Source organism: Streptomyces daqingensis, from assembly GCF_014645895.1.
Lineage (GTDB): Bacteria > Actinomycetota > Actinomycetes > Streptomycetales > Streptomycetaceae > Streptomyces > Streptomyces daqingensis.
The window spans coordinates 199,465-217,532 of the sequence record NZ_BMMP01000004.1 but is presented as its reverse complement, the minus strand read 5'-3'; the positions used below and the strand labels follow the sequence as shown (position 1 = coordinate 217,532).

Sequence of the window (18,068 nt, the reverse complement as noted above, 5' to 3'; positions counted from 1 at the left end):
ATGCCCCTGCCAAGGTCCGGCCCGTCGCGCCGTGCCCTCTCCGGCACGGCGGGTACCCCCGCCGTCATCCTCGCCGCAATCGCCCTGCTGCTGACGCTTCCCGGAACGGCGCAGGCGCAGGGCGAGGGGGAGCGGCCGGCTCACCCAGAGAAGGACTGGATGGGCTCCACCATCCGTGCCCACGAACGCGACACGAGGGACGCCTCGTCCCGGACGCTCGCCGCGTCCGTAGAAGGGGTGGACGTCTCCAGCCACAACGGCGACGTCCCCTGGTCCGCCTTGTACAAGCAGGGTGTGCGGTTCGCCTATGTGAAGGCGACCGAGGGCACCACCTACACCAACCCCAAGTTCGCCCAGCAGTACAACGGCTCCTACAAGAGCGGCATGATCCGCGGCTCGTACCACTTCGCCCTGCCGTCCAACTCCAGCGGTGCGGCGCAGGCGAACTACTTCGCCTCGCACGGCGGAGGCTGGTCGCGGGACGGCAAGACGCTGCCGGGCGCTCTCGACCTGGAGTACAACCCGTACGGCTCCGCCTGCTACGGCAAGTCCCAGAAGGCCATGGTCGACTGGATCTCCGACTTCGCTAAGACGTACCGCGCGCGGACGAGCCGGCACATGGTCATCTACACCTCCACCACCTGGTGGAAGAAGTGCACCGGCAACTCGTCGAAGTTCAAGAGCACCAGTCCGCTGTGGATCCCGAGCTGGGGGTCGTCGGTGGGCGCGCTGCCCGGCGGCTGGCCCTTCCAGACGTTCTGGCAGTACAGCTCGACCGGGAAGACGGTCGGCGACCGCAACCGCTTCAACGGCGCGCTGAGCCGCCTCAAGGTCCTCGCCACGGGCTGAACCCCGAGGCGTCACGGTCCGTGCACGAACCGGCCGGTGCACCCGCGCACTCGCGGGGCGCCGGCCGGGCGCATGTCCGGGCCCGGACATACGCGAGCCTCTCCCGCACGCCGGGGACGCGCCCCCGCCCCTCCAGGGCGCCCGCTTCCCGCCCCTTCCGGGCCTCCCCGCCGTTCCCGGATTCGCCTGCCGCGGCATTCGTGGTCCGCGCGCCTCCCGCAGCACCATGGAAGAAGCACACGGGGGCGATTGGAGGAGAGCCTCATGATGGAAGTCAAGACGATCGACAAGGCCGACGAGCGGCGCGACTTTCCCCGGGGACACCTCGAGAGCCTGCACCTGACCGGGATGGACTTCGCGGTCGCCACGTTCGAACCGGGCTGGCGCTGGACGGAGTCGGTGGGCCCCATCGCGGGCACGGACACCTGCCAGGTCCACCACAACGGGTTCGTGATGCAAGGGCGCCTGCGCATCAGGATGGACGACGGAACCGAGGCCGAAGTGGGGCCCGGTGACGTATTCGTCTGCTCGCCGGGGCACGACGCCTGGGTCGTCGGCGACGAACCGGTGATCGTGTACGACTTCGCCGGAGGCATGGCGAGCGAGTACGCCAAGCCGGCGAGCTGAGCGAGACACCCGTCTGGACTCCCGTCCCGTACGCCCGCGCGGGACGGGTGACGGACGTCGGGCGCCGCCGCGCGGTCCGGCCGCCGCCGCGTTGTCGGTGGCACGCTGCACGATGTGCGGATGGCGAGGACGACGACGAAGAAGAGCACGGGGGCGGTGAACAGCCCCCGGCGCCCGGAGATCTCACTGCCGGAGCTGCGGCCGTACCGCGAGGGCGCGGGGCTTGAACACGATCACGACGGAATCGGCTTCGAGGACGCCGATCTCTCGGGCACGGACGGCTCGGGGGCGACGTTCCTCGACTGCGCGATCCGGCGCTGCTCCCTCGACGAGGCCCGGTGGGAGAGGGTGCGGCTCCTCGACAGCCTGATGGAGGGCGTCACGGGCGTCGGCACGGACCTGGCGGGAGCCGAGCTGCGCGACGTGGAGATCGTGGACGCGCGGCTGGGCGGCGTCCAGTTGCACGGTGCGCACCTGTCCAGGGTCATCGTGCGCGGCGGGAAGATCGACTTCCTCAACCTGCGGCAGTCGGTGCTGTCCGACGTCACGTTCGAGAACTGCGTCCTGGTGGAGCCGGACTTCGGCGGGGCGAAGCTCGCCAGGGTGGCGTTCTCCGGCTGCGTGCTGCGCGGCGTGGACTTCACGAAGGCGGCGATGACGGACGTGGATCTGCGCGAGGCGGCCGAACTGGACATCGCCGCAGGGGTGGGAGAGCTGGCCGGCGCGGTCGTGAACACGAGTCAACTGCTGGATCTCGCACCGGCGTTGGCGGCTGAGATGGGGCTCCGCGTCGAGCGGTGAAGTGCGCCGTCGAGCGGCGAGATCCGCCCGCGTCCGCCGTCCGCGACCGCGGGCGGCGAGGCCGCTCAGACGCGGGGGAAGCGTGCCTGCAGGCTCCACACGGCGGGATTGCCGGCGAGGTCCTCGTGCATGTCCGTCAGGTCGGCGACCAGGTCGTGCAGGAAGTCCCGCGACTCGCGCCGCAGTTCGGTGTACGCACAGGTGAGGGGGGTGTTCCGGCCGTCCTTCCGCGTGACCCAGTCGGCGGTGACGTCCACCCAGCCGAAGCGCCTCTCGAAGCGCATGCGGTCGGTGCTCTCGGTGAAGTCGAGTTCGGCCCGCAGCGGTCCGGGCGCGCGGCTGCCGCGCGGGTCGGCGTCGAGGTCCGCCACGACGTCGCACAGCGCCCAGGCGAAGTCGAGTACGGGCAACCAGCCCCAGGACGTGGCCAGTTCGTGGTCGGTCTCCGTGTCGGCGAGATAGACGTCGCCGCAGAAGAGGTCGTGCCGCAGGGCGTGGACGTCCGCCGAGCGGTAGTCGGTCTGCGGCGGGTCGGGGAAGCGCGGCGAGAGGGAGTAGCCGATGTCGAGCACCGCCCGATCGTGTCACGGCCTGGACGGGGGCCGTGGCGGGCGTCCGGGCCCGACGGGGGAGGGCCGGGCAGACCGCGAGGGCGGTGCGCCGTCCCGACGGGGGACGGGCACCGCCCTCGGCGGCTCGTGGCACTGCGTCAGACGTTGACCCCGAAGTCCTGGGCGATTCCGACGAGGCCGGAGGCGTAGCCCTGGCCCACGGCACGGAACTTCCACTCCGCACCGTTGCGGTACAGCTCGCCGAAGACCATGGCGGTCTCCGTGGCCGCGTCCTCGCTCAGGTCGTAGCGCGCGATCTCCTTCTGGTCCGCCTGGTTGACGATGCGGATGAAGGCGTTGCGCACCTGGCCGAAGTTCTGGCTGCGGGCCTCGGCGTCGTAGATGGAGACCGGGAAGACGATCTTCTCGACGTCGCCCGGCAGCCCGGCCAGGTTCACGTTGATCTGCTCGTCGTCGCCCTCGCCCTCACCGGTGACGTTGTCGCCGGTGTGCACGATGCTCTGGTCGGGCGTCGTCTTGTTGTTGAAGAAGACGAAGTGCTGGTCGGAGTAGACCTTCCCGGCCGGGTTGACCGCGATGGCGCTCGCGTCCAGGTCGAAGTCCGTGCCCGTGGTGGTGCGGACGTCCCAGCCGAGGCCGACCGTGACGGCCGTCAGCCCCGGGGCCTCCTTGGTGAGGGAGACGTTGCCGCCTTTGGACAGGCTTACAGCCATGGGGATGCCCTTCTTTCGTAGTGAGTCGCGGAGACTCGCTTCGATCACAAAACGTGTCTGCTGTCACCCTGCACAACGCAGCCGGAGAGCGGGCGGGTTCCAGCAATCCGCACGTTCCTTGTCCGCTCCGCGCGGAAGCACGCGCGGACGCGCGGCCCGGGCAGTGCGGCGGCACCGGAAAAGGCGGTGACGGGCGGGTGGGGACACGAGACCATGGAGCCATGTCCCCGCCCTACGTCATCCGCGGCTCGGTCTCCCTGCCGGAGGCCGAACTGGTGTGGCGTTTCATGCGCTCCTCGGGCCCGGGCGGCCAGCACGTCAACACCAGCGACACCCAGGTGGAGCTCCGCTTCGACCTGGCGGCGACGACGGCGCTGCCCGAGGTGTGGAAGGAGCGCGCCCTGGAGCGGCTCGCGGCGGGGGGCCGCCTCGTGAACGGCTCCGTCGTGACCGTACGGGCGAGCGAGCACCGCTCCCAGTGGCGGAACCGGGAGGCTGCGGCCTCCCGTCTGGCCGCGCTGCTCGCGGAGGCCACCGCTCCGCCGCCGCGCCCGCGCCGCAAGAAGAAGGTGCCGCGCGGGGTGAACGAGCGGCGGCTGCGCAAGAAGCAGCAGCGCGGCGACCTCAAGCGGGGCCGCTCGGGCCGCGACTGGATCTGAGGATCCCGCGGGCCCGGCCGCCGCGCCGGTCGCTCAGGAGCTGCCTCTGGAGAGCGTGTGGTAGCGGCCGCGGTAGTAGGTCAGCGGCCCGCTGTCGGGCACCTGGGGCAGCCCCGCCGCCAGCACCCGTCCGATGACGAGGGTGTGGTCGCCCGCCCGTACGCGCTGCTCCGTGTGGCATTCGACGGTGGCGAGCGCTCCGTCGACCAGCGGAGCGTCCGAGGCCCCGCCGCGCGTGTGCGGGAGGTCGCGGAAGAGGAGCTTGTCGCTCAGCCGGCCCTTCATGGCGAAGCGTCCGGCCGTCTGGCGCTGGTTCTCCGTGAGCAGCGAGGCCGCCCAGTACGGCTGGCGCTCCAGCAGCTCGTCCATCCGTGAGCCGTCCCGGACGCTGACCATCACCAGAGGCGGTTCGAGGGAGACGGACAGGAAGGCGGTCGCGGTCATGCCGACGTCGGCGCCTCCCGGGCCGTCGTCGGGGTCGTGGGCCGTCACCAGCACCACGCCCGCTGCAAGCCGGGCCATGGCAGCCCGGAACTCGTCCTCGCTCACCCCGCCAGCATGGGGCATGCGGCCCTCCGGCGGGCCGGGGCTCGGCTGATCCTGCACTGCATATGACACGTCAAGGACGGTAACCAATGCCGGGCGGCCCATGCATCGGGCCCTGGGACCAGGACCAGCGACCCAGCCCGCGCGCGGACGTCCGTGACAAAGATGTGTCGCTCGCGTGTTCTTCGTGCGCGCAGACGATGACCGGCCGGTAATGGGTCTGTGACCAGGGCGGAGGTGGGAGAGCGTCGTGCGGCCGCTGGGAAACGGGGCCGGAATGCCCTGATTGCAGGGGCAGTTGGGCGCACGAAAGGCGCCCGTTCGGCGCTCTACGCTCGGGTAACGCCGTACCGTTCGGGCAGGGGATGCCGCCGGCGGGCGCTCCGGGAAAGCTTCGACCGGTGGCGCCGCGTGTGACAGGCTCACACGGAGAGGAGTCAACGGGCTGCATACAGTTGTGACTTGAGTCACAGCGAGCAATAATTGTTGACCCTGTGTACCTGGTGTACAGCTCACTGTGATTCAGTGGCCGTGGCAGTCGGACGACGACGTCCCGCGAACACCTGGAGTTGACGGACGAGGCTCAGGGGGAGGGCGATGGAAACCGAGTCGGAGCCCTATGTCCGCCTTGCCAGCCTGCGCCGGCTGCACCACGTCGTGGCCCGGCTCAGCACCGCCCGCAGCCTCGCCGACACCCTGCAGACCGTCGCCGACGGCGTGGTCGAGGGACTGGGATTCGAGATAGCCGCGGTGAACCTCGTACGCCCCGAGGGCGACCTCGTCGTCGCCGCCGTCGCCGGGAGCCAGGGCGCCGAGGCGATGATGGCGGGCCGCGTCGGCTCCCGCGCCTCGTGGGATCGCCGCCTGTCCATGGGGGAGCAGTGGGGCAACCTGCGCTTCATCCCGTACACGGAGGGCTGGGTCCTCGACGAGGACGACGTGCCGCAGTGGCACCCCGCGGGGCCGGCGCCGCAGAACGCGGACGACTGGCATCCGATGGACCGGCTCTTCGCGCCGCTCTACGCCTCCGACAGCGAGCTTCTGGGCGTCCTGTCGGTGGACAGGCCCCGCAACGGCCGCCGCCCCGGAGCCTGGGGGCGCGAGGCCCTCCAGCTGTACTCCTCCCAGGCCGCCATCGCCCTCAGCAACGCACGGCTGCGCTCCAACATGCAGCGCGCGCTCGTCCGCCTGGAGCGGGAGCAGTCGGCGCTGCGCGCGAGCGAGGAGAGCTTCCGCCAGGCCTTCGAGTACGCGCCGAGCGGCATGGCCGTCGCCGAGATGGGCGGCGAGCAGCACGGCCGCCTGATACGCATCAACGACGCCCTGTGCAGGCTGCTGGGGCGGCCCGCCTCCGCGATGAGGCGCTACTCCTTCTCCGACATCGTCCACCCCGAGGACATCGGGACGCTGCTGCGCACGTCGGCCGAGGGCGGCCGGGCCGAGCTGCGTCTCGCCCGGCGGGACGGGTCCTATGTGTGGGTCTCGCTGCGCAACTCCGTGGTGGCCGACACCGCCGACGGTCCGCGCTTCCTGCTGACCCACGTCGAGGACATCGAGGACCGCAAGCGGCACGAGCTCCAGCTCGCGCACCGCGCCAGCCACGACTCCCTGACGGGCCTTCCCAACAGCGCCGAGCTGCGCGCCCGCCTGAACGGGCGGCTGTGCGCCCGCTCCGGGCCGGTCATATCCGGCGTCGCGCACACCGGCCTCAGCGGCTCCGACGTCTCCTTCGGCCCGGGCCTCGGCTACGACGAAGCCGGCTCGGGCGTGCTGGCCTCCACGGGCATGTACGACCCGCACCACACCCACACGGTGCCCCCGACCGGGAAGGGGCCGGGTGAGAAAGGTCTCGCCGTCCTCTTCTGCGACCTGGACGGCTTCAAGTCGATCAACGACAGGTTCGGGCACAACTGCGGCGACGCCGTCCTGGTCGAGGTCGCCCGCCGGCTGTCGGCTGGGGTGCGGGACAACGACACCGTCGCGCGGATGGGCGGCGACGAGTTCGTGGTGCTCACCGACGGCGTCGGGCCGGCCGAGGCGCAGGACCTCGCGGTGCGGCTGCGCAACGCCATCATCCCGCCAATTCGTGTCGACGGCCGCGCAGTCCGCGTGGGCGCCAGCTTCGGCATCGGCTGGGCCGGGTGCGGGATGACGGCGGAGGAAGTGCTGCAGTCGGCGGACCAGCGGATGTACGTGGAGAAGCGTTCACGCTCGAAGGGGCAGCGCCGGGCGGGCTAGGTTCTGTCTGACAAATCCCGCCTGGTTGGCGGTGTCCGGCACGCGTCCTCACTGCGTTGTCGATCGTCGGCGCAGCCCGCTGCGCTCTCCTCCCTCCGCCTTGCGATCACACGCACCGGACACCGCCAACCACGTCCTGACGGACGTACGACGCTATTTGTCAGACAGAACCTAGGGCGGCACCTCGTCCGGATCTCCGCCCGTCCGTTCACGCCCGCGGCCCCGGGAGGCGTTCCGCCGCCCGGAACGAGGCGGTGCGGAGTGGCCGGAGTATCGCTGGAGGCCCGTCGCCGGCATTCCGCCGTTGGCGTGAGGTCCACTCCGGAGAGGTAGGCTCGGCCGGATACCTGACGCAGTAGGGAGTGACAGGGGATGACCGCCGAGAACGAAGGTGCCGGCCAGACGCCGGAAGCCGACGACCCGTTCGGCTACCTGTACCGCCAGCAGGGCGGTGACGGCTCGACGGCGCCGCAACCCGGGACCCCTCGGCGCTCGTACAACCAGGTCCGCACCGTCGGCGAGCGCCAGTACGGCGGCCCGCGGACGCAGGGCGCCGGCTACGGACAGCAGCCCAACGCGCACTACGCGGCACCCGAGACGATGGCCGGCGGCCGGGCCGTCACGCAGCAGCACCCCGTGCAGAGCGAAGGCAACGGGCACCGCGGCGCCAGGGCCGCCGGCGGACGCAGCCGCAACGGTCTGCTCATCGGCGCGATAGCCGTCGTCGCCGCGGTCGTCGTGGGCATCGGGGCGGCGATCTACTTCAACAGCGGTTCGTCCGAGAAGGCCGACACCGGCGGACCCGCGGCCGGCACCGGCGACGACGAGGGCCCCAAGCAGGACGAGCCGGAGGACGAGAAGCTCAGCAAGGGCCAGCTCGTGGGCCGCAAGCAGGACGCGGCGAGCCTTGCCCTCGGCGGCGGCGCCGCGGCGGCGAACGACGTGCCCAACGCCCAGGGCAAGAACGGCAACTACGTCGGCGCCATGAACAATCCGGGCGCGGCGGCCACCTGGACGACCGAGGTGCCGGAGTCCGGGGCGTACACCCTCTTCGTGCGGTTCGGCGTACCGGGCGAGGACGCAGACTCGACGCTGACCGTGAACGGCCAGGCCCAGCAGAAGCCGCTCAGCATGAAGAACTTCGCCCAGGCGAAGAAGGGCGAGTGGGACAAGGGATGGACCCGCACCTGGGCCTGGGTCGACCTCAAGGAAGGCCGGAACACCTTCAAGATCTCCTGCGAGCCGGGGAACAAGTGCAACTTCAACCTCGACCAGATGTGGCTGAAGGCCGGCCAGGTCAAGCAGTAGCACCGGCGGGCACGGCGCCTGTCCCGGCCCGGAGCTGACCGCCTCGGGCCGGCAGCCGAACCGGCCCACGCCGGCGGGTGCCGGTCAGTCGGCCGCCGCTTCTCCGCGTTCCTCGACCCGCACCTGCGCCAGCAGGTCCCGGTGGACCTCCTCGTCGAACTCGCCCGCCGTCGGAGCCCGTACGGTCGCGGCCGACAGGGCGACGGCCCGGGCGAGCCGCTCCGGCCAAGGAAGCCGCTCGACCAGGCCGGAGATCAGTCCCGCCACGGCCGAGTCGCCCGCGCCGGTCGGATTGCCCGTCAGGGGGCGGGGCGGGCTCGCCTGCCATGTGCCGTCCGGGGTGACCAGCAGCATTCCCTCGGGCCCGAGGGACGCCGCCACCGCGTGCGCTCCGCGCCGCTGTGCCGCCCGCGCCGCGCGCAGGGGCTCGGTGGTGCCGGTGATGCCCGCGAGTTCGCCGGCGTTGGGCTTGACGAGGTCGGGACGTGCGGCGAGGCCCCGGCGCAGCGGTTCGCCGCTGGTGTCCAGCACGACGGGCACGTCCGCCGCGTGTGCTTCGCGGATCAGCAGCGCGTACGCGCCGACGGGCACGCCCGGCGGAAGGCTGCCGCACAGGGCGACGGCCTTGATCCGGGAGCTGCCCCCGGCCGGCCCGCCACCGGCAGCTCCCTCGCCGCTTCCGCCGTCGCCGCTTCCGCCGTCACCGCTTCCGCCGTCACGGGGTGGAGGGCCGTCCCCGGGGTGTGAACTTCCGTGCCCCGCCGGGGCGTTGCAGCGCAGCAGCTTCCCGTACATCTCGAGGAACGCGGCCCACTCGTCGGCGGCGATGTGCGGGCCGGGCTCGTTGAACTGCGTTGCGTCGCCGGTGGATTCGTCCACGATGCCGACGGTGCGCCGGGTGCTGCCCCCGGTGGGCACGAGCGCGTCGGAGACGCCTGCCTCCCGGCTCAGGAGTTCCCGGACCCATTCGCCCGTGCGGCCCCCGGCGAACCCGGTGACGACCGTGGCGTGCCCGAGCGCGGCGAGGACGCGTGCCACGTTGAGCCCTTTGCCGCCCGGGCGTTCGGTCACGTCGCGCGCCTGGTGCGAACCGTGGACGTCGAGGCGGGGCACCCGGTAGGTCAGGTCGAGGGCGGTGTTGAGCGTGACCGTCAGGATCACCGGAAACACTCCAGGGGAGGCTGGGCGAGGGCGGGCGGGGGCGTCGCGGGGGCGGCCGGGCGGACGCGCGTAGAGGTGTCCGTGGCAACCGCGCGAGCGATCATGCCACTTGGCCTTACGGCGTGCGACCCCTCGCGCCGAACCGGCGGACGCCCGCCGGTCACCCCTCCGCGGCGCCCGCGGGCGGGGGCACCACCCACTCGCCGTGCCGCATCACGCCCGCGACGGCGAAGTCCGCGTCGAGGACGACGAGGTCGGCGTCCTTGCCGGTCTCGAGCGAGCCCGTCCGGTCGTCGACGCCGAGGAGGCGCGCGGGGTTGGCGGAAAGTGCGCGTACGGCGTCCTCCACCGGGAGGCCGTCGACGGTGACGGTCCGCTGGAACGCCCGGTCCAGGGTGAGGGTCGACCCGGCGATGGAGCCGCCCTCGACGAGCCGGGCGACACCCTCGCGCACGTCGACCTCCAGGGGGCCCAGCGGGTAGCGGCCGTCGCCCATGCCCGCCGCGCCCATGGCGTCGGTGATGAGCGCGACGCGGTCCGCGCCCGCGCTGCGGAAGGCCAACTCCAGTACGGCGGGGTGCAGATGGGTCCCGTCGTTGATCAACTCGACGGTGACGCGCTCGTCTTCGAGCAGTGCCGCGATGGGGCCCGGCGCGCGGTGGCCGAGCGACGGCATGGCGTTGAAGAGGTGGGTGGCGACCGTCGCTCCCGCTTCGACGGCCTCCACCGTGCCCTCGTACGTTGAGTCCGTGTGGCCGACGGCCGCGATGACGCCGCTGTCCGCGAGGGCCCGTACGGACTCCAGCCCGCCGGGGCGTTCGGGGGCGAGGGTCATCATCCTGGCGCTGCCGCGGGCGGCGTCGACGAGCTTGCGCACCTCCGCCGGGTCCGGATCGCGCAGCAGTCCCGGGTCGTGCGCCCCGCAGCGCTGCGGCGAGATGAACGGCCCCTCGAAGTGCACGCCCGCCAGATCACCCTGCTCCGTCAACTCGCTGAGGACGCCCGCCTGCTGGGCCAGTTCGCCGAGTTCGCCCGTCACGGTGGAGGCGACCATCGTCGTGGTGCCGTGCCGGCGGTGTGTGTCGATGACGGTGAAGGCCTGCTCCACGGTGCCCGCGGAGAAGGAGGCGCCGCCGCCGCCGTGCACGTGCATGTCCACGAAGCCGGGCACGATCCAGTGGCCCGCCAGACGGTGTGTGGGCGCTTCGCCGGGGACGTTCGCCGCGATCGTGCGGCCCTCGACGCTCAGCGTTCCCGCGTCCTCGACGCCGTCCGGCCGGACCACCCTCGCCCCGGCCAGCACGGTACGCCCGGCCGGGCGGTGACCAGTGGAATTCGTGGCGCTCATCGGCTGGAAACCTCCGCGGAGAGTAGGTCTTGGGCGAGAAGTCCCGCGCCCAGGCAGCCCGCGGCGTCCCCGAGGGCCGCCGGGACGATGGTGGGTACGTGCTGGAAGGTGGTGCGTGCTTGGACTGCGTCCCGCAGCGGCGTGAAGAGGACGTCGCCCGCCTCGGCCAGCCCGCCGCCCAGGATCACCGTGCGCGGATCGAGCAGGGTGAGGGCGGTGACGAGCCCCGCCGCGAGCGCGTCCACCGCGTCCCGCCACACGGCGACCGCGCGTCCGTCATTGGACTCGACCGCTCTCGCCGCGTCCGCCGCGGTGGCCGACGGGTCGCCGCACGCCGCGGCCCAGGCGCGTCCCACCGCGCCCGCGGAGGCGAGCGCTTCGAGGCAGCCGCGCTGCCCGCAGCCGCACTCCGGTCCGCCGGGACGCACCACCACGTGGCCAATCTCGCCGGCGCTTCCGTGGGCGCCCGGTTCGAGGCGCCCCTCCAGGCCGAGCGCTCCCGCGATGCCGGTGCCCAGCGCCATGAAGAAGAAGCGGTCGACGCCCTTCCCGGCTCCCAGGCGCCCTTCCGCGAGCCCGCCCGTACGGACGTCGTGGCCCAGTGCCACGGGGATGCCGCCGAGGCGTTCCGTGAGCAGGGCGCGCAGCGGTACGTCGCGCCAGCCGAGGTTCGCGGCGTAGACGGCGGTGCCGGTGGACGCGTCGAGGATGCCGGGCACCGCCACGCCCGCGGCGGAGGGTTCGGCGCCGAACTGCCGGACGCCGTGGGCGCGCAGTTCGGCGGCGAGGTCGAGGATGCCGTCGACGACGGCGCCGGGGCCGGCCTCCCGCGCGGTGGCGCGCCGGGTCTCGTACAGCAGGCCGTGCTCCGTGCCGGGCCCGCTCTCCGTGCCGAGGGCGATGAGGGCCGCCTTGATCCTGGTGCCGCCCACGTCGAGGGCGATGACGTACTGCGGGTTACCGGGGCTGAGGCTCACGGGATCAGTGTCGCCCGATGGACGCCAACAGGTCTAGTCCACTCGCGATATCTCTCGGGTTTTTCGCAGGTGGCGCGAGGGGCGCGCGGGAGGGGTGGACGGGACGGACATGTACTGCGTCCCGTGACGCGGCGTCATGCATAGGGTGAAGAAGGCGGAAGAAGGGACGACTGTTGCGAAAGTGATATGAGGAATGGCATAGACCTTCGGCGGTGCGGGCGGAAGACTCCTCTCCCGTGCGTGCCCGGCCGGCCGGAGAAACGGGGCAGGGCGCCCGGCCGGAGCGGGTCATCTGCTGTGAGGGGGTAGTTGCTGTGAAGCGTCGGAGCTTTCTGGGCATGGCGGCGGCGGGGGCGACGGGCAGCGGCCTGGCGGCTTCCGGATGCGGTGCCGGGGCGAGCGCGGAGAGCGTCACTCTGAGGATGGTCGCCGCCGACTACGGCGACCCCCGCCGCGGCAACAGCACCCAGGGCTACTGGGACGCGCTCGTCCGCAAGTTCAGCCAGCGGTACCCGGGCGTCACCGTCGACGTCACCGTCCTCGACTGGAAGGACGTGGACAAGAAGGTGGCCGCGATGGTCGCGGAGGGACGCGCCCCCGACATCGCCCAGCTCGGCTCCTACGCGGACTTCGCCGCCGGCGGCAAGCTCTACAGCGCCGACGAGCTGCTCTCCATACCCGTGCAGGCCGACTTCCTCCCGCGCCTGGCCGAAGCCGGCAAGGTGGAGCGGGTGCAGTACGGCCTGCCGTTCGCCGCCAGCACCAGGCTCCTCTTCTACAACCGGAAGCTCTTCGCCAAGGCCGGTCTGGACCCGTCGAAGCCACCCCGCGACTGGGGCCGACTGGTGCGCACGGCCAGGCGGTTGAAGGCCGCCGGGGTGCGTGTTCCGTACGGGCTCCCGCTCGGCCGGGAGGAGGCGCCGGCCGAGGCGCTGATGTGGGTCCTCGGCGGCGGAGGCGGCTACACCGACAAGGCCGGGTCCTGGACCATCGACGCCCCGGCCAACATCAGGACCTTCGAGTGGATGCGGCAGAACCTCGTCGGCAGGGGGCTGACCAACCGCTCCCCGGGAAGCACCGACCGGCAGGACGTGTTCGACGCCTTCACCAGGGGCCGGGTCGGGATGCTCAACGGCCACCCCAAGCTGATGAAGGAAGCCGCCGCGAGCGGGGTGGACTACGGCACCGCGGTCCTGCCGGGCGACGAGGGTCCGGCCGACACCACGCTCGGCGTCGCCGACTGGATCATCGCGTTCAAGCAGGGCGGCCGCCGTGAAGAGGCGGGAAGGTTCCTGGAGTTCGTCTTCGAGGAGAGGAACCACTACACCTTCGTCGACCGGTACGACCTGCTCCCCGTGACGACCTCCGCGAACGAGCGGATGCGGGCGGCGCCCGAGCACAAGCGGCTGCGCCGGTTCCAGGACCAGCTGCCCGGCGCGGAGTTCTACCCCGTGGGCAAGGTCTCGTGGGCCCGGGTCAGCCGCGAACTCAAGACGTCCGTGGGGAACGTGCTCGAACGGGGAGCGGACCCGGCGGCCGTGCTGGGCGTCATCCAGCGGAAGGCGGAGGCCCAGGACTCCGCGACGCGGGCGCGCTAGGGTGCGTCGTTTGGTTCTTCGTCGATCAGCCCGGGGCGCTGGACGCGGTGCATCGCCAGGCGGAGGATCGCCCTCGTACTTGGGGTCCCCCCCCATGCCGAAGGCCAGGGGAGTACTCGGGCGACTCCGGCAACGCAGCAGACGGGCGTGCTGGGCGTCGCGAGCCCGCGAAGATCCACACGACGTGCCCCAGGCCTGGCGGCAGCGCGGGCCCGCACGGCCGACGGCCGTGTCCGGACCGGGAGTTAGATTGGACGGATGAGCGCCGAAGAGGACGGTCCGGAGGTGGCCTCGGAGGAGCGGCCTTCCGGGGAGCGTCCTCCCGGAAAGCCGGCGGCTGACGAGGCGGCCGCCGGGCCCGTCGAGCGCGCTCTGCCGCACGGCCTCTCGGCGCGCGACGTCGCCGTACTCGCCCTGGAACGCCGCGGCTGGAGCGGCCCCGGCGTCAAAGAGCGCGCGATACGCGAGCAGTTGGACATGTCGCCCACCCGCTACTACCAGCTCCTCAACGCCCTGCTCGACGACCGGAACGCCCTCGCCCACGACCCCGTGACCGTCAACCGCCTCCTGCGCAGACGCGAGGAGCAACGCGCGCGCCGCTAAGGCGTTCCCGCTGCCTCGGCGGCACAGCGCGACACGGACGGCACGGCGACACGACGGAACACGGACGGCGCGGCGGGACCGGGGACGCAGCCATACCGCCGCGCCCCTGAGCTGCCGATAGGCTCGCACCATGGCAGCCCTACCCACCCCCCGTACCACCGCGGGACGCGAGGGCCTCGACGCGATCACGGCCGACCCCGGGCGTGCCGTCGTCGCTCTCGACTTCGACGGCACGCTGGCGCCCATCGTCCCCGACCCCCGTGACGCCCGCGCCCATCCCGGCGCCGTTCCCGCGCTGTCCGGCCTCGCGCCGCGGCTGTGCGCGGTGGTGGTCGTCACGGGGCGCCCGGCGGCGGACGCCGTGCGCTACGCGGGGCTCGAAGGCGTCGCGGGCCTCGAACACCTCACCGTCCTCGGCGCGTACGGGGCGGAGCGCTGGGACGCCGCCACCGGCTCGGTCACCGCGGCACCCCAGCCGCCCGGCGTCGCGGCCGTACGGACCGAACTGCCGGGTCTGCTGCGGGAGTCGGGGGCACCCCCCGGCACGGCCGTCGAGGACAAGGGCAGGGCCGTCGCCGTGCACACGCGGCGCACCGACGATCCGGCCGCCGCGTTCGCCCTCCTGAGCGGCCCGCTGCGGGCGCTGGCAGAGCGGCACGGCCTGCTCGTCGAACCCGGCCGCATGGTCCTGGAGCTGCGTGCCCCGGGCGCCGACAAGGGCGCGGCGCTCGAGGCGTACGTGCGCGAGGCCGGCGGCGGCGCGGTGCTGTACGGCGGCGACGACCTGGGCGACCTGGCCGCGTTCGGCGCCGTGGAGAAGCTGCGCGGCGAGGGCGTGCCCGGCCTGCTGGTGTGCAGCGGCGGCGGTGAGACGGGCGAGAGCGTCCCGGAGGTCGCCGACCGGGCCGACATCGTCGTCGACGGTCCGTCCGGCGTGGTCCGGCTCCTGGAGTCGCTGCGCGCCTCCCTCGACGGCGGAGCGTAACCCGCGAGAGGGCCTGACGCGCCTTAGGGCCTGTCTGACAAATGGCGCCTGGCTCGCGCCGCCTGGCACGCACGTCTGCTGCGTTGTCGGACCGACCGAGTAGCCCACTACGAGGACGGACCTCCGCCTTGCATCCGCACGCACCAGACGACGCGAGCCCCGCCCTCCGGGCGAACGGCGCCATTTGTCAGACAGCCCCTAGAGCGCGTGCAGTTGGTCGAGGAACCAGCGGTCGGGCGGCAGCGCCGTGGCCGCCGAGGCGAGCCGCCGGGTGCGCTCCGTGCGCTCGGAGGGCTCCATCGTGAGGCCCTCGTGCAGGGCGCGTGCGGTGTCCGCGATGTCGTACGGATTGACCACCAGGGCGTCCCCGCCCATCTCCTCGTACGCTCCCGCCTCCCGCGAGAGCACGAGCGCGCAGCCCTCGTCGGAGACGACGGGCACCTCCTTCGCCACGAGGTTCATGCCGTCCCGGATCGGGTTGACCAGCGCCACGTCGGCGAGCCGGTAGGCGGCGAGGGAACGCGCGAAGTCGTCCTTGAGGAACAGCACGACGGGCGTCCAGCTGTCCGTTCCGTAGGCCGAGTTGATCTCGTCGGCGACGCGGGACACCTCGTCCATGTAGTCGCGGTAGACGGCAAGGTCCTGCCGGGACGGGTAGGCCAGCGCGAGGTGCACGACGCGTTCGCGCCACTCGGGGTGGTCGTCGAGGAGGCGGCGGTAGGCGTGCAGTCCGCGCACGATGTTCTTGGACAGCTCGGTGCGGTCGACGCGTACGAGCGCCCGCCGCGCCTCCCCGTCCGGTCCGGTGCCGATCTCCTCGCGCAGCGACGCGATCCGGTCGTAGACGTCTTCGCGGTTGGCGCGCTCCCGCAGGAATTCGGCGTCCGCGCCGAGGCCGTGCACTCCGAGCCGGGTCGTGCGGCCTTCCAGCGTGACGAGGAGTTCGCCGGTGGGCTCGTCCGTGCGGACGTCCGCGCCGAGCAGCCGCTCGCAGCAGTCGGCGAAGGCTCCCGCCCAGCGCCGGGTGAGGAACGCGGCGCGGTCCGCCCCGAGGATGCCGCGCAGCACTTCGGCGCCGACGGCGTCGGGCAGCATCCGGTAGTAGTCCGGCGGTGCCCAGGGGGTGTGCGAGAAGTGCCCGATGCGCAGGTCCGGCCGGAGGCGGCGCAGCAGGCCGGGGACGAGCGTGAGGTGGTAGTCCTGCACCATCACCGTGGCGTTCTCGGCGGCCTCCGCCGCGAGCGCGTCGGCGAAGGCGCGGTTGTAGCGCTCGTACGCCCCCCACTGCCGCTCGAACTCCGTGTCGAAGGACGGTTCGAGGGGCGTCTGGTACAGCAGGTGGTTCACGAACCAGAGCACCGAGTTGGCGACCCCGTTGTAGGCGTCGGCGAAGTCGCCGGCCGGGATCTCCAGCATGCGCACGGACTGTCCGCCGGTGTCAGCGGGGTCCAGCCTGCCCGCGAAGCGGCGCGCCGCCTCGCGGTCGCCGTCGCCCAGGGCGGCGCACACCCAGACCGCTCCGCCCCCGTCGCCTCCCGTGCTCTCCGCGCTGATCGCGGACAGCCCCGAGACGAGCCCTCCGCCGCCCCGCTTGACGGACAGTGAGCCGTCCTCGGCCTTCGCGTACGAGACGGGCCCGCGGTTGGAGGCGACGAGGACGCGGGCCTGGGCGTTTCCCTGCTGGGCGGAGCTGTCGGCAGCCATGGCCGGAGCTTAGCCCCGTCCAGATCCACGCAAACGTGACATGCGCCGCGCGTGGCGCCCGCCCTCCGCCGCGCCACTACGCCGCACGCCGGGCCGCGTACTCCGGGATCTCACGCATCGGCGGACGCTCCACGGTGTCCACGGCGTGGCTGCGCGGCGCGAAGCCCCCGAACCCTGTGCCGTCGCCGACCCGTTCGAACTGCGTGAGCGTCGGGTGGGCAGGCCGGCTGCCGCGGGCCAGCCGCACCTGCGCCGTGTGGTGGATCGCCGCGGCCATCCGTCCCAGCGCCTGCCCGTCCTGATGCCTGTGGTGGCGCACGCCGACGTCGACCTGGCCGAGCGCGTCGAGCCCGGCGGCGTGCAACGCGTCGACGAGCAGCCCCAGTTCCACGCCGTAACCGACGGGGAAGGGCAGCTCCTCCAGCAGGGTGCGCCGTGCCGCGTACTCGCCGCCGAGGGGCTGGACGAAACCCGCCAGCCGTGGCCAGTGGAGGTTCAGCAGCGGGCGGGCGACGAGCTCCGTCACCCGGCCGCCGCCCGAGGGGTCGCCGCCCAGCGGCCGGTCGTACATCGCCTTGACGAGCTGGAGCCGCGGTTCGGTGAGCAGCGGTCCGACGATGCCGGAGACGAAGCGGGCGGAGAAGTCCCGCAGGTCGGCGTCGACGAAGCAGACGACGTCGCCGCTCGTCACCAGCAGCGAACGCCACAGCACCTCGCCCTTGCCGGGCAGCGCCGGCAGCCGCGGCAGCACGTCGTCGCGGTGCACGACCGTCGCGCCCGCGTCCTCGGCCACCCGCGCGGTGCGGTCGGACGAACCCGAGTCCATCACCACCAGCTCGTCCACGAGGGGGACGGGCAGCGCCGGCGCCATCAGCTCACTGCGGATCACCGAGACGATCTCCCCGACGGTCCGCTCCTCGTCGAGTGCCGGCAGGACCACGCTCACGCGGCTGCCCGAAGCGTGCTTCGCAGCCGCCAGCGCCGCCGGCGGGCGTTCGCCGCACGACCAGGAGCGATGCCTCAGCCACTCCTCGACTTCCTCCAGCACGCACGCACTCCCTGTGATCCATCTCGCGGTTCGGACGGCTGTCTCAACGGCCGGGTCCGTCGGCTACAGTCTTGAACAACGCGGACGGCGTCCGCATGCCGGGTCCCGCCCGGCTCCCGCCGCTGACCGCACAGGCCGCCGCCAAGGCGTCCACAACTTCATACCGCTCATCCAGAGGGGCAGAGGGAACGGCCCGTTGAAGCCCCGGCAACCCTCCGGCCGGTCTCGCGTCCAGCGTCACAGCTGATGTCCAGTGCGAGGCTCCCGGCTCGGGAAGGTGCCAATTCCGTCTCGTGGCGAGATACGTCACGGGGAAGATGAGGAGAAAGGG

General features: G+C 72.5%; 17 protein-coding genes and 1 riboswitch. Of the genes, 9 read left to right on the top strand and 8 right to left on the bottom strand.

The genetic code is table 11. From position 1 onward, the window contains the following. The 3 genes from IEY56_RS08040 (at position 1) to IEY56_RS08030 (ending at position 2,277) form a co-directional block, all read left to right on the top strand. Positions 1-849, top strand: a complete 849-nt coding sequence (locus tag IEY56_RS08040) for a lysozyme (protein WP_189036409.1) — start codon at positions 1-3, stop codon at positions 847-849. Between the two features lie 264 nt (positions 850-1,113). Beyond that, positions 1,114-1,476, top strand: a complete 363-nt coding sequence (locus tag IEY56_RS08035; protein WP_189036408.1) for a cupin domain-containing protein — start codon at positions 1,114-1,116, stop codon at positions 1,474-1,476. 120 nt (positions 1,477-1,596) lie between these two features. Further along, complete coding sequence (locus tag IEY56_RS08030) at positions 1,597-2,277, top strand: pentapeptide repeat-containing protein (protein WP_189036407.1); 681 nt, start codon at positions 1,597-1,599, stop codon at positions 2,275-2,277. A gap of 65 nt (positions 2,278-2,342) precedes the next feature. Here the strand turns inward: IEY56_RS08030 and IEY56_RS08025 are convergent, their stop codons facing one another. Together IEY56_RS08025 and IEY56_RS08020 are read right to left on the bottom strand one after the other, a co-directional pair. Then, positions 2,343-2,849 carry a hypothetical protein gene (locus tag IEY56_RS08025; RefSeq protein WP_189036406.1) on the bottom strand — a complete coding sequence of 169 codons (507 nt, stop codon included), beginning with the start codon at positions 2,847-2,849 and terminating at the stop codon, positions 2,343-2,345. A gap of 137 nt (positions 2,850-2,986) precedes the next feature. Then, the gene (locus tag IEY56_RS08020; protein ID WP_189036405.1) at positions 2,987-3,562 is read right to left on the bottom strand and encodes a TerD family protein; all 576 of its coding nucleotides are present in this window, start codon (positions 3,560-3,562) and stop codon (positions 2,987-2,989) included. A 221-nt stretch (positions 3,563-3,783) separates the two neighbouring features. On the opposite strand from IEY56_RS08020, the gene arfB reads away from it, so the two are divergent. Next, positions 3,784-4,221, top strand: a complete 438-nt coding sequence (gene arfB / locus IEY56_RS08015; RefSeq protein ID WP_189036404.1) for an alternative ribosome rescue aminoacyl-tRNA hydrolase ArfB — start codon at positions 3,784-3,786, stop codon at positions 4,219-4,221. Positions 4,222-4,254: 33 nt separating this feature from the next. Here arfB and IEY56_RS08010 read toward each other — a convergent pair whose 3' ends face one another. Then, positions 4,255-4,788 (bottom strand): flavin reductase family protein, encoded by a 534-nt coding sequence (locus tag IEY56_RS08010; protein WP_189036403.1) that lies wholly within the window; start codon positions 4,786-4,788, stop codon positions 4,255-4,257. A 576-nt stretch (positions 4,789-5,364) separates the two neighbouring features. Here IEY56_RS08010 and cdgB point away from each other — a divergent pair. Together cdgB and IEY56_RS08000 are read left to right on the top strand one after the other, a co-directional pair. Further along, a complete protein-coding gene (gene cdgB, locus IEY56_RS08005) occupies positions 5,365-7,005 on the top strand; it encodes a diguanylate cyclase CdgB (protein ID WP_189036402.1) in 1,641 nt (546 codons plus the stop codon). Between the two features lie 372 nt (positions 7,006-7,377). After that, the gene (locus IEY56_RS08000; RefSeq protein ID WP_189036401.1) at positions 7,378-8,313 is read left to right on the top strand and encodes a carbohydrate-binding protein; all 936 of its coding nucleotides are present in this window, start codon (positions 7,378-7,380) and stop codon (positions 8,311-8,313) included. A gap of 84 nt (positions 8,314-8,397) precedes the next feature. Here IEY56_RS08000 and IEY56_RS07995 read toward each other — a convergent pair whose 3' ends face one another. From IEY56_RS07995 to IEY56_RS07985, 3 genes are all read right to left on the bottom strand, one after another. Then, positions 8,398-9,474, bottom strand: coding sequence for a 1-phosphofructokinase family hexose kinase (locus IEY56_RS07995; protein WP_189036400.1), 1,077 nt, complete (start codon positions 9,472-9,474; stop codon positions 8,398-8,400). Positions 9,475-9,634: 160 nt separating this feature from the next. Next, on the bottom strand, positions 9,635-10,822 hold the full coding sequence (gene nagA, locus IEY56_RS07990) for an N-acetylglucosamine-6-phosphate deacetylase (RefSeq protein ID WP_189036399.1): 1,188 nt from the start codon (positions 10,820-10,822) through the stop codon (positions 9,635-9,637). After that, positions 10,819-11,799: an ROK family protein gene (locus IEY56_RS07985; protein WP_189036398.1), complete on the bottom strand. Its 981-nt coding sequence runs from the start codon at positions 11,797-11,799 to the stop codon at positions 10,819-10,821. The genes nagA and IEY56_RS07985 overlap by 4 nt, the downstream gene beginning before the upstream one ends. Before the next feature lie 314 nt (positions 11,800-12,113). On the opposite strand from IEY56_RS07985, the gene IEY56_RS07980 reads away from it, so the two are divergent. The 3 genes from IEY56_RS07980 (at position 12,114) to otsB (ending at position 14,985) form a co-directional block, all read left to right on the top strand. Next, positions 12,114-13,397: an extracellular solute-binding protein gene (locus tag IEY56_RS07980; RefSeq protein ID WP_229711706.1), complete on the top strand. Its 1,284-nt coding sequence runs from the start codon at positions 12,114-12,116 to the stop codon at positions 13,395-13,397. 258 nt (positions 13,398-13,655) lie between these two features. Continuing rightward, positions 13,656-14,000: a DUF3263 domain-containing protein gene (locus IEY56_RS07975; protein WP_189036397.1), complete on the top strand. Its 345-nt coding sequence runs from the start codon at positions 13,656-13,658 to the stop codon at positions 13,998-14,000. 130 nt (positions 14,001-14,130) lie between these two features. After that, positions 14,131-14,985, top strand: coding sequence for a trehalose-phosphatase (gene otsB, locus IEY56_RS07970; protein WP_189036396.1), 855 nt, complete (start codon positions 14,131-14,133; stop codon positions 14,983-14,985). A 198-nt stretch (positions 14,986-15,183) separates the two neighbouring features. On the opposite strand, the gene IEY56_RS07965 is transcribed toward otsB, so the two are convergent. Further along, positions 15,184-16,689, bottom strand: coding sequence for an alpha,alpha-trehalose-phosphate synthase (UDP-forming) (locus IEY56_RS07965; protein WP_189036395.1), 1,506 nt, complete (start codon positions 16,687-16,689; stop codon positions 15,184-15,186). A 76-nt stretch (positions 16,690-16,765) separates the two neighbouring features. After that, positions 16,766-17,737, bottom strand: a complete 972-nt coding sequence (locus IEY56_RS07960) for a glucosyl-3-phosphoglycerate synthase (protein WP_189036394.1) — start codon at positions 17,735-17,737, stop codon at positions 16,766-16,768. Positions 17,738-17,901: 164 nt separating this feature from the next. Beyond that, positions 17,902-18,061, top strand: a riboswitch (SAM riboswitch). Positions 18,062-18,068: the final 7 nt, after the last annotated feature.

What these genes read in the sequence shown, in the direction of transcription:
- IEY56_RS08040 (WP_189036409.1), top strand. Translation starts at nt 1, where the DNA reads ATGCCCCTGCCAAGGTCCGGCCCGTCGCGCCGTGCCCTCTCCGGCACG.
- IEY56_RS08035 (WP_189036408.1), top strand. Translation starts at nt 1,114, where the DNA reads ATGATGGAAGTCAAGACGATCGACAAGGCCGACGAGCGGCGCGACTTT.
- IEY56_RS08030 (WP_189036407.1), top strand. Translation starts at nt 1,597, where the DNA reads ATGGCGAGGACGACGACGAAGAAGAGCACGGGGGCGGTGAACAGCCCC.
- IEY56_RS08020 (WP_189036405.1), bottom strand. Translation starts at nt 3,562, where the DNA reads ATGGCTGTAAGCCTGTCCAAAGGCGGCAACGTCTCCCTCACCAAGGAG.
- arfB (WP_189036404.1), top strand. Translation starts at nt 3,784, where the DNA reads ATGTCCCCGCCCTACGTCATCCGCGGCTCGGTCTCCCTGCCGGAGGCC.
- IEY56_RS08010 (WP_189036403.1), bottom strand. Translation starts at nt 4,788, where the DNA reads ATGCCCCATGCTGGCGGGGTGAGCGAGGACGAGTTCCGGGCTGCCATG.
- cdgB (WP_189036402.1), top strand. Translation starts at nt 5,365, where the DNA reads ATGGAAACCGAGTCGGAGCCCTATGTCCGCCTTGCCAGCCTGCGCCGG.
- IEY56_RS08000 (WP_189036401.1), top strand. Translation starts at nt 7,378, where the DNA reads ATGACCGCCGAGAACGAAGGTGCCGGCCAGACGCCGGAAGCCGACGAC.
- nagA (WP_189036399.1), bottom strand. Translation starts at nt 10,822, where the DNA reads ATGAGCGCCACGAATTCCACTGGTCACCGCCCGGCCGGGCGTACCGTG.
- IEY56_RS07975 (WP_189036397.1), top strand. Translation starts at nt 13,656, where the DNA reads ATGAGCGCCGAAGAGGACGGTCCGGAGGTGGCCTCGGAGGAGCGGCCT.
- otsB (WP_189036396.1), top strand. Translation starts at nt 14,131, where the DNA reads ATGGCAGCCCTACCCACCCCCCGTACCACCGCGGGACGCGAGGGCCTC.
- IEY56_RS07965 (WP_189036395.1), bottom strand. Translation starts at nt 16,689, where the DNA reads ATGGCTGCCGACAGCTCCGCCCAGCAGGGAAACGCCCAGGCCCGCGTC.